Annotated in this window: 14 protein-coding genes; 2 read left to right on the forward strand and 12 right to left on the reverse strand. The window is 65.1% G+C overall.

Going from position 1 to position 14,102, the window contains the following annotated elements; all coding sequences use genetic code 11:
* The first annotated feature begins 116 nt into the window (after positions 1 to 116).
* A complete protein-coding gene (locus P9239_RS17100; RefSeq protein WP_309752955.1) occupies positions 117 to 764 on the forward strand; it encodes a thiol:disulfide interchange protein DsbA/DsbL in 648 nt (215 codons plus the stop codon).
* A gap of 15 nt (positions 765 to 779) precedes the next feature.
* Positions 780 to 1,553, forward strand: a complete 774-nt coding sequence (locus P9239_RS17105) for an SDR family oxidoreductase (protein WP_309752957.1) — start codon at positions 780 to 782, stop codon at positions 1,551 to 1,553.
* Between the two features lie 57 nt (positions 1,554 to 1,610).
* Here the strand turns inward: P9239_RS17105 and P9239_RS17110 are convergent, their stop codons facing one another.
* The 12 genes from P9239_RS17110 to motB all read right to left on the reverse strand — a co-directional run bounded on the left by P9239_RS17110 (position 1,611) and on the right by motB (position 14,084).
* Positions 1,611 to 2,897, reverse strand: coding sequence for a DUF3443 domain-containing protein (locus tag P9239_RS17110; protein WP_309752959.1), 1,287 nt, complete (start codon positions 2,895 to 2,897; stop codon positions 1,611 to 1,613).
* A 19-nt stretch (positions 2,898 to 2,916) separates the two neighbouring features.
* Positions 2,917 to 3,438, reverse strand: a complete 522-nt coding sequence (locus P9239_RS17115; RefSeq protein WP_309752962.1) for a DUF2844 domain-containing protein — start codon at positions 3,436 to 3,438, stop codon at positions 2,917 to 2,919.
* A 321-nt stretch (positions 3,439 to 3,759) separates the two neighbouring features.
* On the reverse strand, positions 3,760 to 4,464 hold the full coding sequence (gene cheZ, locus P9239_RS17120) for a protein phosphatase CheZ (protein ID WP_309752964.1): 705 nt from the start codon (positions 4,462 to 4,464) through the stop codon (positions 3,760 to 3,762).
* A gap of 2 nt (positions 4,465 to 4,466) precedes the next feature.
* On the reverse strand, positions 4,467 to 4,862 hold the full coding sequence (gene cheY / locus P9239_RS17125; protein WP_159837744.1) for a chemotaxis response regulator CheY: 396 nt from the start codon (positions 4,860 to 4,862) through the stop codon (positions 4,467 to 4,469).
* A 57-nt stretch (positions 4,863 to 4,919) separates the two neighbouring features.
* Positions 4,920 to 6,041: a chemotaxis response regulator protein-glutamate methylesterase gene (locus tag P9239_RS17130; protein ID WP_309752967.1), complete on the reverse strand. Its 1,122-nt coding sequence runs from the start codon at positions 6,039 to 6,041 to the stop codon at positions 4,920 to 4,922.
* Between the two features lie 2 nt (positions 6,042 to 6,043).
* The gene (gene cheD, locus P9239_RS17135) at positions 6,044 to 6,802 is read right to left on the reverse strand and encodes a chemoreceptor glutamine deamidase CheD (RefSeq protein WP_309752969.1); all 759 of its coding nucleotides are present in this window, start codon (positions 6,800 to 6,802) and stop codon (positions 6,044 to 6,046) included.
* Entirely contained in the window at positions 6,799 to 7,728 is a 930-nt protein-coding gene (locus P9239_RS17140; RefSeq protein WP_309752972.1) for a CheR family methyltransferase, read from the reverse strand. Before P9239_RS17140 ends, cheD begins: the two co-directional genes overlap by 4 nt.
* 114 nt (positions 7,729 to 7,842) lie before the next feature.
* Positions 7,843 to 9,693, reverse strand: a complete 1,851-nt coding sequence (locus tag P9239_RS17145; protein ID WP_309752974.1) for a methyl-accepting chemotaxis protein — start codon at positions 9,691 to 9,693, stop codon at positions 7,843 to 7,845.
* A gap of 51 nt (positions 9,694 to 9,744) precedes the next feature.
* Entirely contained in the window at positions 9,745 to 10,263 is a 519-nt protein-coding gene (gene cheW / locus P9239_RS17150) for a chemotaxis protein CheW (RefSeq protein WP_309752976.1), read from the reverse strand.
* A 27-nt stretch (positions 10,264 to 10,290) separates the two neighbouring features.
* A complete protein-coding gene (gene cheA, locus P9239_RS17155) occupies positions 10,291 to 12,561 on the reverse strand; it encodes a chemotaxis protein CheA (protein WP_309752978.1) in 2,271 nt (756 codons plus the stop codon).
* A 55-nt stretch (positions 12,562 to 12,616) separates the two neighbouring features.
* The gene (locus P9239_RS17160; protein WP_175939044.1) at positions 12,617 to 12,994 is read right to left on the reverse strand and encodes a response regulator; all 378 of its coding nucleotides are present in this window, start codon (positions 12,992 to 12,994) and stop codon (positions 12,617 to 12,619) included.
* A gap of 100 nt (positions 12,995 to 13,094) precedes the next feature.
* A complete protein-coding gene (motB, locus tag P9239_RS17165) occupies positions 13,095 to 14,084 on the reverse strand; it encodes a flagellar motor protein MotB (protein ID WP_309752981.1) in 990 nt (329 codons plus the stop codon).
* Between the last annotated feature and the right edge of the window lie 18 nt (positions 14,085 to 14,102).

Here is a 14,102-nt window from a genome sequence, read left to right on the forward strand (position 1 = left end):
CGCCCGCGTGCTCGCGGCGCGCCTTAAGTCTTGCTTAAGCGTCGTGTGTCCCACTTGAGGGCCGCCGCGCGTCCGCCACGCCAGCCTTCACGTTGCTCCTTCGCACTACTTTGATCATGAAAAAACTCTTTAGCGCCTTCGCCCTTTCCTTCGGCATCGCCGCCGCGTCGTTCAGCGTCGCAGGCACGGCAACAGCCGCGCCCGCCGCAGGCAAGGACTACACGGTCATGCAGGCGCCGCAGCCCATCGGCGCGCCGGCGGGCAAGGTCGAAGTCATCGAGTTCTTCTGGTACGGCTGCCCGCACTGCAACGAATTCGAGCCGTATATCGAGGCGTGGGAAAAGAAACAAGGGCCGGACGTCGTGTTCAAGCGCGTGCCCGTGGCGTTCCGCGACGACTTCATCCCGCATTCGAAGATGTACCACGCGCTCGTTGCGCTCGGCGTCGCGGAAAAGGTCACGCCCGCCGTGTTCAACGAAATCCACGTGAAGAAGAACTATCTGCTGACGCCGCAAGCGCAGGCCGACTTCCTCGCGACGCAGGGCATCGACAAGAAGAAGTACATGGACGCATACAACTCGTTCTCGACCCAGAGCGACGTCCAGCGCGACGCCAAGCTGCTGCAGGACTACAAGATCGAAGGCGTGCCGACCGTCGTCGTGCAGGGCAAGTACGTGACCGGCCCCGCGCAGACCAACAGCTTGCCGGGCACGACACAAGTGATGGACTTTCTCGTCCAGCAAGTGCGCGACAAAAAGATGTAATCGCCTGACGCCGGTATGAACGCAGTTCCGTTGAAGGTCTTCATTACCGGCGCGTCGAGTGGAATCGGCCTTGCATTGGCCGAAGAATACGTGAATCGCGGGGCCGTGCTCGGCCTCGTCGCCCGACGCGCCGAGTCTCTCGCGGCATTCGCCGCACGCCATCCCGAGGCGTTCATTTCCATCTATCCCGCCGATGTGCGCGACCCCGACGCGCTCGCCGACGCCGCGCGCCGGTTCATCGCGGAGCACGGCGCGGCCGACATCGTGATCGCCAACGCGGGCATCAGTCAGGGCGCGCTCACGGGCCACGGCGAACTGGATACGTTCCGCGCCGTGATGGAGGTGAACTACTTCGGCATGGTCGCGACGTTCGAGCCGTTCATCGCGTCGATGACGGCCGCGCGGCGCGGCACGCTGGTCGGCATTGCGAGCGTCGCGGGCGTGCGCGGGCTGCCGGGCTCGGGCGCGTACAGCGCGTCGAAATCGGCAGCGGCGAAGTTTCTCGAAGCGCTGCGCGTGGAGATGCGGCCGCAGGGCGTCGCGGTCGTGACCATCGCGCCGGGCTACGTGCGCTCGGAAATGACCGCGCACAATCCGTATCGCATGCCCTTTCTCATGGATGCGGACCGCTTTGCCGCGAAAACCGCCGACGCCATCGCGCGCAAAGTGCGCTACGCGACGTTTCCGTGGCAAATGCGCGTCGTCGGCATGCTGCTCCATGTGTTGCCGCGATGGCTCTACGATCCGCTATTCGAGCGCGCGCCGCGCAAGCCTCGCCCGACGCAGTGACACGCAAAAAAAAATCCGGCCGAGGCCGGATTTTTTTTCTCATCCATGCTGCGTGCGTCAGAAGGCGACGTACGGTGAGCTGCCGTAGCCGACGTACACGTGGCGCCCGTAGAAGAACGGCACGCCGAAATCGAACTGGCCGGTCAAACCCAACTGGCCGCCGAGGCTGTTGAACGCGTACTTTCCGGTGCCGGATGTCAGCGTGCGCGCGCTCACGAGACTGAACGGCACGGTCGCGGTATTTCCTTCGCTGCCGGAGACCGTCGCCGTGAGCGACTGCTTGGAGCTCGGGCAATAGAACACGCTCGTGCTCGAACACAGCGGGAAATTGTCCTGGAAGAAGTTGCCGTTCGAACCCGTGTCGAAGAATGTCTGGTAGCTCGTGCCCTTGTACGTGCCGGCGAGATTACCGTACGCGTCCGTGCCCAGCTGCGTCACGCCGCTGAGCGTGTTGTTGCTCTGCGTGCCGATGCCGAATATCAGCGTGCCGCTCGCGCTCGCCGCGCCGGTATCCGCAACCGGCGGCAACTGGACGATGACGCCGTTGTTGTCGACCGGGAATTTCTGCACCGGATTTGCCACTTGCTGCGCGACCGGCACCGCCGTGCCCGTGCAGTTAGCGCCATTGGTGCACGAGAAGTACATGCCGTTCGCGGCGGCCGTCGCGCAATTGGTGCCGCAATCCTGCGCCAGCGTGCCGATGCCGAGAATACCGTTGGCGCCGATTTCGCCCGTGGTGTTTTCGTCGTTGCCGGACGGACAGCCGTTCAGGCCGGTCGGGGCCGCGGACGCGTCCAGATCACCGACGATCTGCACCGGCAAGCCGCTCGCGACTTCAGACCCGATGCGCACGTCCGCCTGGCGCACGGTGCCCCACGTGTAGCCGTCCGCGAAGCCGGCGCACTCGGCAAGCTGCCCGCCGTTCGGCGCCTTCGCGACCGGCAGCGCGCCGATAACCGACTGCGCCGCCGAGCTCAGAATGCGCAAGCCGAAGGAAGCGGTGTCGATCTGAATGTTGTCGATGGTCTGGCAGACGTTCGAGTTGGGCGCACAAACCGTCACCGAGACATTCGGGATATTGACGAAGTTCGCGACGCCGCCGTTCACCGTAATCGGAACCGCGTTGGTGCCGTTGGGCGTGATCGGCTGGGCATTCGCGGTGCTGGACGAGCCGCTGGAACTGCTGCCGCCCGACGAGCCGCCGCTACTGGAACTGGAGTTGTTGTCGCTGCCGCCGCCGCATGCGGCAAGCGTGAGGGCGAGAAACAGCGCGCCGAACCAGCGCGCGGCGTTGCCGGTGGGCCGGGAAGATGCCGCGCCGAGGCCGAGTGTCGTTCTAAGCATTATCGGATTCTCCCGTCGCTTACTGGATGTCGCTGGCGGAAACGCCGGCGGGCAAAGACTGCGGCAGGTACGCGCTGCCCGAGAATGCGCCCATGTGGCCGCCCGAATGCACGACGAGTCCCGACGCTTCCACGCTCACCGGCCCGCGTCCGCCTCGTGCGGCGCGCTGCGCGAGCAGGCCTTGCTGATACTGCGGGAAATAGCTGCCGAGCAAGGTGGCGAGATCCGGCACGCGCGGCCCACGCCAGGCAATGCCGAACACCGTGCCGCCGGACGACACGTATTCGTTGATGACGGTGCCGCTCGCGAGCGTCGTCGAGCGGACGGTGAACGTCGATGCCGTGGATGCGCCGGACGCGCCGGACGCCCCGGTCGCGGCATGCACGACCGCATTCGCGGCGGTCGCGCCTTGCGGCGCGGTCAGCGGTTCGCCGCCGAGCGCCGCGCGCGCCGGTCCGGCTGTGCAGACGCTGAGCGCGCCTGCGAGAAAGGCCAACGATAGCCTGAGATGCCCATGACGGGGTTGCTTCGGTACCTTCACTGGGCCTCCTGTCGATTCCAATGGATGGTTGTCTGCCGGGGCCGCGCGCCGTTTTCGGGGCTGCGGCCCGCTTGCCGATTGAAGCATCATAGGGATGCTATAGCCATCAGTATGCCAAATCCCGAAAAACGGCCGCGTCACGCGCACGTCGCGCGCCGTTGGGACGGAAGAATCGAACAGTAAGTCAGGCAGAAGTTCCCAGTCGATAGATGCCTTGCTAAAACGGGAGTCGAGGAAGGAATTCGGCGCAAACGCAAACGCGGAACGCATCCGAAGAGGCGCTCCGCGTCTGTGCTGCATGCCGTCAGGAAGCCCGAAGGCTCAGAAGCCGAGGCTCGCGAGCAGATCGTCTACTTGCGACTGATCCTGCACGACGTCGCTGCGCCCTTCCGGATTGATCTGCGGTCCGTTGAGCAGACTTTCCGTACTGCCCGTCGATGACGACATCAGCGCCGCCGCCGACGCCGCGAACTGCTCGCGCCGCTCGGGCGCGATGTTTTCCAGCAGCACGCCCAGCAGTTGCTGTTCGATCAGATACACGACGTCCGTGATCTTCTTGATCACCTGACCGGTCAGATCCTGGAAATCCTGCGCGAGCATGATTTCCAGCAGTTGCGTGTTGGTCGCCTGCGTCTTTTCCGGCACGCTTTGCAGGAAGCTGCGCGTCTGCGCGAGCAACTCGCCCGCTTCGCCCTGCGCGAGCGGCGCGCCGTACCATTGCGCCCAACGATCGTCGAGTGCCTGCGCTTCGCGCTGCATCGCTTCCTGCATCGGCTTGGCGAGTTCGATCGCGTTGAGCGCGCGGTCGGCCGCCTGCTCGGTCATCGTCGCGACGTACTTCAGGCGGTCGCGCGCGTCGGGCACGGCCTGCGCCGCGGCTTCCACTTGCTTGTCGAGACCCAGTTCGCGCATCGAGTCGCGCAGCGTGCGCGTCAATTGGCCGATGCGCGCGAGAATGCGGTCGCTCGAGAAATCGTTATCGGCCTCGGCTGCGACAGCGGAAAGTTCAGTGGTCAGATCGTTCACGATCAGCTCCCGGCTTTAGCCATCTTCTCGAGAATCTTGGTGAGCTTCTCGTCGAGCGTGGCGGCCGTGAAAGGCTTCACCACGTAACCATTCGCGCCCGCTTGCGCCGCCGCGATGATGTTCTCCTTCTTCGATTCCGCCGTCACCATCAGCACCGGCAGATGCGACAGCGTCGCGTCCGCGCGAATCTGCTGCAGCATCGACAGGCCGTCGAGGTTCGGCATGTTCCAGTCGGAGATCACGAAGTCGAAGCCGCCGCCGCGCAGACGCGCGAGGCCCGCCGCGCCGTCTTCTGCTTCGTCGACGTTCGAGTAGCCGAGCTCCTTCAGCAGATTACGCACGATACGTCGCATCGTCGGAAAATCGTCGACGACGAGGATCTTCATGTTCTTGTCCATCATTGCTCCCGTGTGTTCTCAGTGCGGCGTGACACCGCGTAATTCAATTCAGTTAAATCAGACGCGCTGCACGCGTTCGCCCATCGATGCCAGCCGCGCCATCACGCGCCGGCTCATTTCAGAAAGCGGCGCGATCTCGCTCGCACCGCCCATTGCAATTGCTTCGCGCGGCATGCCGAACACCACGCAACTCGCTTCGTCCTGCGCGAGCGTGTAGGCGCCCGCCTGCTGCATCTCGAGCAGCCCCGCCGCGCCGTCGCGGCCCATGCCGGTCAGAATCACGCCGATCGCGTTCTTGCCTGCATGCTGCGCGGCCGAATGGAACAGCACATCCACCGACGGACGATGCCGGTTCACCGGCGGCGCATCCGACAGATGCGCGACGTAGTTCGCCCCGCTACGCGCGAGCACGAGGTGCGCGTGGCCCGGCGCGATATACGCATGGCCCGGCAACACGCGCTCGCCGTGCTCCGCTTCCTTCACCGTGATGCGGCACAGCCCGTTCAGGCGCTGCGCGAACGACTTCGTGAAGCCCGGCGGCATGTGCTGCGCGATCAGCACCGCAGGCGCGTCCGGCGGCAGCGGCACGAGCACTTCGCGGATCGCTTCCGTGCCGCCCGTCGATGCGCCGACGATCACGAGCTTTTCCGTCGACACGAGCGGGTTGTTGATGAGCGGCGCGGGCTTCGCGCCAGCGTGACCTTGCGCGCTCGGCGCGCTCGCCGCGTGCGCGATTTGCCGCACGCGCGCCCGGGAAGCGGCGCGAACCTTGTCGGCGAGCTTCTCGGCGTAATCCAGCATGCCCTCGCGGATGCCGACTTTCGGCTTCGTCACGAAGTCCACCGCGCCCAGTTCCAGCGCGCGCAGCGTGATTTCGTTGCCGCGTTCCGTCAGCGACGACACCATCACGACCGGCATCGGCCGAAGGCGCATCAGCTTCTCCAGAAAGTCGAGGCCGTCCATGCGCGGCATTTCGACATCCAGCGTCAGCACGTCCGGGTTGTGCAGCTTGATCAGTTCACGCGCGACGAGCGGATCGGGCGCGGTCGCGCACACGTGCATGTCGGGCTGCGAGTTGATGATCTCGGTCATCAGGCTGCGCACGAGCGCCGAATCGTCGACGCACAATACTTTGATCTTCGGCGCGGCTTCTTTGCCGCCATTCGATGCATTCAACATGCTCACGCCTCCTCCACCGTCTTCGCGATGCGCGCCGTCCGCGCCATCGCGCTGGTCGCACGCGCCGCGGCCGTCGATCCCGACGCGCCGAACAGCTCGACGCGCGGCTTCGTCGCGGGCGCCGCGGTTTTCGCGCGCTCCACGCCGAACAGTTCCACACGCGCACGCGCCCTTGCGAGCCGTTCCGCGCGCTCTTCCGGCGTGCGCTGCACGAGCGCCTGCTCGCGCTCGACGACGACCGGATCGTGCTGCGTCTTCAGCTTCTTGACCATCACCTGTCCCGTGCGCGGCATGAACGCGACCTTACGCGGATGCATACCCTGCAAGTCCTCGGCGACGATGCGAATCTTCTCCAGCGCGAGATAGCGCCGCACGAACTCCGAATTGCGATCGCCGATGTTGATCGTCGTCATGCCGGCGAGCACCGCGCCGCCGCCGAACACCTTCGCTTCGAACCGCTCGCGGCGTCCGCCACGCTTGATGAGCTCGTTGATGAGCACTTCCATCGCGTAGGCGCCGTAGCGCATGGAGTCGGACGACGCGTGCGACGGGTCCGAGCCGTCATCGGGCAGCATGAAGTGATTCATGCCGCCGATGCCCGCCGTGCGATCGTTGATGCACGCCGCCACGCACGATCCGAGCACGGTCACGAGCACCATGTCTTCGCTCGTCATGTAGAACTCGTTCGGCAGCAGCTTCACGCCGGGCTTCTTGAAATGGTTGTCGAAATACAGGTTCGACGCGATCGGCAGTCCGCTCATGCAGGCTCTCCCGCGAGCGCGCGCTTCGGCGCGCCCGCCGCCTTCGTGTCACGCGTGAGTTCGTACACCGTCTGACCGCGCAGCCGGAACGCCTGCGACACATACGTGAAGTTCTCCGAATGACCGGCGAACAGCAGGCCGCCCGGCTTCATCAGCGGCTCGAAGCGCGAGAGCACTTGCCCTTGCGTCGGCTTGTCGAAATAGATCATCACGTTGCGACAGAAGATCACGTCGAACGGGCCTTTCACGTCGTAGCGCGCATCCGTCAGATTGACGCGGCCGAAGCTCACCAGCGAGCGCAACTCCGGGCGCACCTTCACAAAGCCCGCGTGCGAGCCGGTGCCCTTCAGGAAGAACCGCTTCAGGCGTTCCACCGGTATTCCCTTCACCTGATCGAGCGAATAGACGCCCGCGTCCGCCTTGGCGAGCACCTGGCTGTCGATGTCGCTCGCGAACACCGTGCAGTGACGCGCGGCCTGCTCGCCGAGCGCCTCGACGAGCGTCATCGCGATGGAATACGGCTCTTCGCCCGTCGATGCCGCCGAGCACCACACCGACACCGGCTGCTGGCGGCGCTTCACGAAGTCCGCGAGCAGCGGGAAGTGATGCGACTCGCGGAAGAACGCCGTCAGGTTGGTCGTCAGTGCGTTGACGAAGGCTTCCCACTCGGCGTTGTCGTCGTTGGCTTCGAGACGGTCGAGGTACTGCTTGAACGTGTCCATGCCGCAGGCGCGCAGGCGTCGGGCGAGCCGGCTGTAGGCCATGTCGCGCTTGTGGTCGGACAGCGAAATTCCTGCGCGCCGATGAATCAGCTCGCGGATCCGGGCGAAGTCCGCCACGGTGAATTCGAAATCGCGCTCGACTTCCGGACCGCGTATGCCGCCGGCCAGTTCGACGCGTGCGGTGGTTGCATTACGCGTTGCCATTCTGGTGCCTCTTGCTCTATTTGCGCCTGCTTGCGTGCTTGCTTTCGCTGCTGCGCCGGTCGTGCGCCGGGTTGTTTCGGAGTCCGCGCGCTCGACCGGTGCCGGCCGATGCGCTTAGAACGTTTCCCAGTCGCCGTCGTCGGCGGTCGTGGCCTTCGCGCGCGCGGCGGGTGCCGCCGCCGGTGCGCTCACGCGGGGCGCGGCTTTCGCTGCGCTTGCCGGCTTCGCTGCATCGCGGGCCTTATCCTTGATAACGGCCGTTTCCGGCGCGACGTTAGGCTGCTCTGCAACTTTCGCTGCGCTCGCGGACGATGCGCGCGACGACGGCTCGACGCGCGTGTCCTTCGCCACGGCGGGCGCAAGGCGCGCGACCGCGACCGCCGCGCTCGGCTTGGATGCCACCGCAACCGTGCCCGCGATACGCCATTGCCCGACGATCTCCTTCAACTGCCGCGTCTGGTCTTCGAGCGATGCCGCCGCCGACGCCGCCTGCTCGACGAGCGCCGCGTTCTGCTGCGTCACGCTGTCCATCTGCGTGACCGCGCGATTGACCTGCTCGATGCCGTCGGACTGCTCCTCCGAGGCCGCGCTGATCTCGCCCATGATGTCGGTCACGCGGCGCACCGCCTGCACGATTTCGCCCATGGTTTCGCCCGCGCGTGTCACGAGGTGCGAGCCGCTTTGCACCTTCTCGGCGGAATCGCCGATCAGCGTCTTGATCTCCTTCGCCGCCGCCGCGCTACGCTGCGCGAGCGAGCGCACTTCGCCTGCCACGACCGCGAAGCCGCGTCCTTCCTCGCCCGCCCGCGCCGCTTCCACGGCCGCGTTCAACGCGAGAATGTTGGTCTGGAACGCAATGCCTTCGATCACGCCGATGATGTCCACGACCTTGCCCGAACTCGACGCAATCGCGTTCATCGTATCGACGACCTGCTCGACGACCTGGCCGCCGCGCGACGCGATATCCGATGCGTTTACCGCGAGCTGGCTCGCCTGGCGCGCGTTGTCCGCGTTCTGCTTCACCGTGCTCGTGAGCTGTTCCATGCTGGAAGCCGTTTCTTGCAGCGACGCCGCCTGCTCTTCCGTGCGCTGCGACAGATCCGTGTTGCCGCTCGCGATTTCATGCGCGCCGACATCGATCGATTCCGCGCCGCGATGCACCGCGCCGACCATCGCGGTCAGGTTCGTGCGCATGCGCTCGATGCCCGAGAACAAACGGCCGATTTCGTTCGTGCTGTCCGTGTGCGCCGACTTCGTGAGATCGCCGCGCGAGATGCGCTCGAAGTGGTCCACCGCGTCGTTGATCGGCAACACGATCAGGCTGCGCAACGCGAAGCGCGTGGCGATCAGGAGCAGCACGGAAAGCGCGAGCAGTCCGCCGATGACCACGCTCAGCGTCGCGTTCTGCGAGGCGGCGCTGGCGCGCGATTGCTCCGCGTGCTTCTGCTGGAACGCGACCGCCGCCGTCACCGCCTGATCGAACGAGACGAACATCGGGCTGATCTTCGTGTCGGCAATGGCGTGATACGCGGCCATGTCGTTCGCGCGCATCGCGGCGAACTCGGGCTCGACGCCGGTCTTCATCAGCGTGTCGTGCTGCGCGACGAGCGTGTCGAGCGTCGCTTGAGGCAGCATCGGCTTCTTGGTGTCCAGATAGAGCTTCCAGTTCTCGTAGCTCTTGTCGAGCAGGAACTGGCCGCGCTCCATCGCCTTCTTCGCTTCGTCGGCGCTGCCCGCTTCGGTGAGCGACCGCACGCGGTCAAGCGTGATGCGCGAGCGCAGCAAGTACGACGACGTATCCGTCAGCGCGCGCATCGCCACCATGTCCTCGTCGGCGAGCGACGTGAGCGAGGCGCTCGCGGAATTCAGGCCGACGAGCGAAAGCGCGCCGATGACAGCCGCGCAACCGACGAACAACAGACCGACGAGCGTGAGCGCCGTGCGGATCGACAACTTTTTGAACATGGCTTCCTTTCCTTGGCTCGCGACGCGTGCTTGGTGCTTCTGCGCGCCTGTTTAAGCGGCAACCGAGTCGATCAGCTCCATCTCGCGGCTGGTCATGAGCTTCTCGATGTCCATCAGAATCAGCATGCGGCCATCCACCGTGCCGAGGCCCGTGAGATATTCCGACGTGAGCGTCGCGCCGAATTCGGGCGCGGGCATGACCTGATCCGTCGTCAGCGTGAGCACGTCGGACACGCCGTCCACCACCATGCCGACCACGCGATGCGCCACGTTCAGGATGATGACGACCGTCTGGTTGTCGTACTCGACGCGGCCGAGATTGAACTTGATGCGCATATCCACGATCGGCACGATGATGCCGCGCAGATTGATCACGCCCTTGATGAACGCGGGCGCGTTCGCGATGCGCGTGACGCTGTCGTAGCCGCGAATTTCCTGCACTTTCAGGATGTCGATGCCGTACTCTTCGGCGCCGAGCGTGAAGACGAGGAACTCTTGTCCGGCGGCTTCGGCGTGCTGCGCATCGCGGCGCGACAGTGTTGCGTTTTGAATCGATTGGATGTCTGCCATGAGAAACCCCAGTTTCGGTCGATGTGTTTAATGGGTGTGCGAGTGCTGCACGCGCGATTCGCGGTTGAGCGCGGCCACGTCGACGATCAGCGCGACGCTGCCGTCGCCGAGAATCGTCGCCGCCGAAATGCCGTGCACTTTGCGGTAATTGGTTTCGAGGTTCTTCACGACCACTTGCTGCTGGCCGACGAGTTCGTCGATCAGCATGGCCATGCGGCGGCCTTCCGTTTGCAGGATCGTGACGATGCCCTGCGTCGGCTCCGTGCGCGCACCTTCGACTGAAAACACCTGGTGCAGCGCGATGAGCGGCAGATATTCGCCGCGCACGCGCACCACGCGCTCGCCGTTGGCGACCGTGTAGATATCCTCGGCGACCGGTTGCAGCGACTCCATCACGAAGTTGAGCGGCAAAATGAAGATTTCGTTGCCGACCTTCACCGACATGCCGTCGAGAATGGCGAGCGTGAGCGGCAGCACGATCTTCGTGGTCGTGCCCGCGCCCTGGCGCGACATGATCTCGACGTGGCCGCCCATCGACTGGATGTTGCGCTTCACCACGTCCATGCCGACGCCGCGGCCGGAAATGTCCGTCACCTGTTCGGCGGTCGAGAAGCCCGGCATGAAGATGAGTTGCCAGACTTCCTCGTCGGTCATCGATTCCGAAACCTGCATGCCCTGCTTCTGCGCCTTCGCGAGAATCTTGTCGCGGCGCAGTCCGGCGCCGTCGTCGCTCACTTCGATCACGATGTTGCCGCCGTGATGCGCCGCCGACAGCACGAGCTGGCCGGTCGCGGGCTTGCCCGCCGCGCGGCGCGCTTCCACGGTCTCGATGCCGTGATCGAGCGAGTTGCGCACGAGGTGCGTGAGCGGATCGATGATGCGCTCGATCAGGCTCTTGTCCAGTTCGGTCGCCTGACCGAACGTGACGAGTTCCACGTCCTTGCCGAGCTTGCCCGCGATATCGCGGACGAGTCGCGGGAAGCGGCTGAATACGTAATCCATCGGCATCATGCGGATGGACATGACGGCCTCTTGCAGGTCGCGCGCGTTGCGCTCGAGCTGCGCCATGCCGTTGAAAAGACGGTCGTGCAATGCAGGATCGAACGTGCTCGTGGTTTCGGCGAGCATCGCCTGCGTGATGACCAGTTCGCCGACCAGGTTGATGAGCTGATCGACCTTCTCCACGCCGACGCGAATGGAGCTGCCTTCCGCCGATGCTGCTGCGGCCGGGCGCGCTTTCTTCTCGGCGTCGCCCGTGGCGGCCTTCGCTTGCGTGTCGCGTGACGGGATGGCGGCAGCAGCTTGCGTTTCCGCATTCGCCGCCGCCTTCGCCGCTTCTTCTTTGTGCTGCGCCGCGGATGCGGGCGCTTCCTGCGCCTGCGATACGGGCGGCTCTGCCTGTAGCGTGTGTTGCTTGACCTGCGCCGGCTCGGGCGCTGCCGACGGCGCAATGTGATGCGCGTCGCCGCGGCCGATCGTGATTTGCGATTCGTCGATCACGAAGCAGCACACGGCCACGATGTCGTCGGATGAGACGTCCGAATCGAGCCAGAGCACGAGTTCGGCGTCGGTCTTTTTCTCTCCGACGATACTGCCCAGGTTCCCCAGCTCCTCGGTCAAGGTCGCCAGGTCCTTCTCGCCCACCCCCCGTAGCGTAATTTTCAGGTGGGGTCCTGCTTCCGCCGCCGGCGTGCCGGCCGCGGTTCCCGCATTCGTTGCATTCGTTGCGCCGTCGGTGACTTCGAAGGCGCCGTCCCAGTTGCCGTCGTCCTCGATGGCTTCGGCGGCTTGCGCGATCACGTGCGCGGGCGGCGCGTTCGGGCCTTCGTAGGCCGGCGTCACGTCCACTTCGCCGACGACCGGCAGCGTGACCGGCTCCTCGACGACAGGCGCGCTCGCCGGCGCGGCGTCTTCGTTCTTCAGGCGTTCGAGCTTCGCGCAGATCGCGGCGGCGGCGGCCGCATCCGGCTCGGCGCTCGCGCGATACGCGGCGAGCTGGTCCGAGAGCACGTCCTTCGTCGCGAGGAACGTGTCGATCATGTCGCGGCGAAGCACAAGCTCGTTGTTGCGCGCGCGATCCAGCAGCGATTCGAGAATGTGCGTCGTCTCGGTGAGCGCGGTGAAACCGAACGTCGCGGCGCCGCCCTTGATCGAATGCGCGGCGCGGAAGATGGCCGCGAGATCTTCGGGGTCCGGATTCGCGATATCCAGGACGAGCAGCAGTTGCTCCATCTGCGCGAGCAGTTCATCCGCTTCGTCGAAGAAGGTTTGATAGAACTGGGTAATGTCGAGTGTCATGCTTGATTCACCGTCGGCGCGTGCGCGCGAGTTATCTTGGCTTTGGCTGTTCGCTTCAGTGCTGCGTATCTTCGGAGAGCGCGGCGACCACTTCGGTCAGCAGGTCCGGATCGAGCGGTTTCTCGATCCAGCCCGTCGCGCCCGCTGCGCGCGCCGCTTCCTTGAACGGCTCGCCGTCTTCCGTGGTCAGCACGAGAATCGGCGTCGCGCGGTAGGCGTGGTTCGCGCGCAGCTCCGCGATCAGGTCGAGGCCGCTCTTTTGCGGCATGTGCTGATCCGTGAGCACGAGATCGAAACGCTCCGCGAGCGCCCATTCGAGCCCTTCGTTGCCGTCGGACGCCACCGTCACCTCGTAGCCCGCCGTCGTCAGCGTGGCGGAGAGGATCTGCCGCATGGCTGCGGAATCGTCGATTGCCAGAATGTTCTTGATCATGTGTCGCCTTTGGGTCTGCGCGTCGCTGCCTCTTGTCCGGATGACGGCGCAAACGTGTGGAGTCTTGAGCGTTTTTTATGCGGATTTGCGCGGCACTTGCTTATTGCTTCGACGCGCCGGGCACGATCCGGCCCAAAAGCGGCTTCGCACCGGGCGAGAAGTCGTCCGTCGCGTTGTCGAGCGTGGCGGCCGAGCCGCCGTCGTCGCGCAGCATCGACGCTTCCGCGCGGTGATTCAGCACGATGATGCTGATGCGCCGGTTCTCGGGATCGAGCGGGTTTTGCTTGTTCAGGTTTTGCGTGGACGCGAGGCCGAGCACGCGCAGCACTTTGGCTTCGTCCATGCCGCCCGCGACCAGTTCGCGCCGCGACGCGTTCGCGCGGTCCGCGGACAGTTCCCAGTTGCTGTAGCCCTTCTCGCCGCCCGCGTACTTCACGGCGTCGGTATGGCCCTGCACCACGATGCGGTTCGGCACGTCGTTCAGCGTCCGGCCGATTTCGCGCAGGATGTCGCGCATGTATGGCTGCACGCTATTGCTGGACAGCGCGAACATCGGGCGCTTCTGCGTATCCACGATCTCGATGCGCAGGCCCTGCTGTGTCGATTCGATGCGAATCTGCTGCTTGAATTGATGCAGCGTCGGATTGGCTTCGAGCGCGGCCATCAGCTTCACCTGAAGGTCGTGAAGACGCGCCTGTTCGCGCCGCTCAAGCTCGCCCTGCGCGGCTTTCAGCAGTTCCTCGTCGGCTTTCGCGGTCGGGCTCTGCGCGAATTGCGTCGTGCCGTCGGAACCGCGCGCCGTGCCCGGATCGTTGCTCGAAATGTCGCGCCCGCCGCCGGTGATGATGCTGTTGTCCATGCCGACGCTCTTGCCGCCGACCATCGCCGCCTTGAGCGGCATGTTGAAGTATTCCGCGATGCCGCGCCGCTGCACGGGCGAAGTCGACGAGAGCAGCCACATCAGCAGGAAGAACGCCATCATCGCGGTCATGAAGTCCGCGTACGCCAGCTTCCATGCGCCGCCGTGGTGGCCCTTGCGGCCCGCCACGATGCGCTTGATGAAGATGGGACGGTCTTTTTCGCTGCTCATCGCAGGGCTCCGGTCGGG

The sequence above is a fragment of the Caballeronia sp. LZ062 genome (assembly GCF_031450785.1).
Taxonomy (GTDB): domain Bacteria; phylum Pseudomonadota; class Gammaproteobacteria; order Burkholderiales; family Burkholderiaceae; genus Caballeronia.

Coding starts and splice junctions, on each gene's coding strand:
- P9239_RS17100 (WP_309752955.1), top strand. CDS start 117: ATGAAAAAACTCTTTAGCGCCTTCGCCCTTTCCTTCGGCATCGCCGCC.
- P9239_RS17105 (WP_309752957.1), top strand. CDS start 780: ATGAACGCAGTTCCGTTGAAGGTCTTCATTACCGGCGCGTCGAGTGGA.
- P9239_RS17110 (WP_309752959.1), bottom strand. CDS start 2,897: ATGCTTAGAACGACACTCGGCCTCGGCGCGGCATCTTCCCGGCCCACC.
- cheY (WP_159837744.1), bottom strand. CDS start 4,862: ATGGACAAGAACATGAAGATCCTCGTCGTCGACGATTTTCCGACGATG.
- P9239_RS17130 (WP_309752967.1), bottom strand. CDS start 6,041: ATGTTGAATGCATCGAATGGCGGCAAAGAAGCCGCGCCGAAGATCAAA.
- cheD (WP_309752969.1), bottom strand. CDS start 6,802: ATGAGCGGACTGCCGATCGCGTCGAACCTGTATTTCGACAACCATTTC.
- P9239_RS17140 (WP_309752972.1), bottom strand. CDS start 7,728: ATGGCAACGCGTAATGCAACCACCGCACGCGTCGAACTGGCCGGCGGC.
- P9239_RS17145 (WP_309752974.1), bottom strand. CDS start 9,693: ATGTTCAAAAAGTTGTCGATCCGCACGGCGCTCACGCTCGTCGGTCTG.
- cheW (WP_309752976.1), bottom strand. CDS start 10,263: ATGGCAGACATCCAATCGATTCAAAACGCAACACTGTCGCGCCGCGAT.
- cheA (WP_309752978.1), bottom strand. CDS start 12,561: ATGACACTCGACATTACCCAGTTCTATCAAACCTTCTTCGACGAAGCG.
- P9239_RS17160 (WP_175939044.1), bottom strand. CDS start 12,994: ATGATCAAGAACATTCTGGCAATCGACGATTCCGCAGCCATGCGGCAG.
- motB (WP_309752981.1), bottom strand. CDS start 14,084: ATGAGCAGCGAAAAAGACCGTCCCATCTTCATCAAGCGCATCGTGGCG.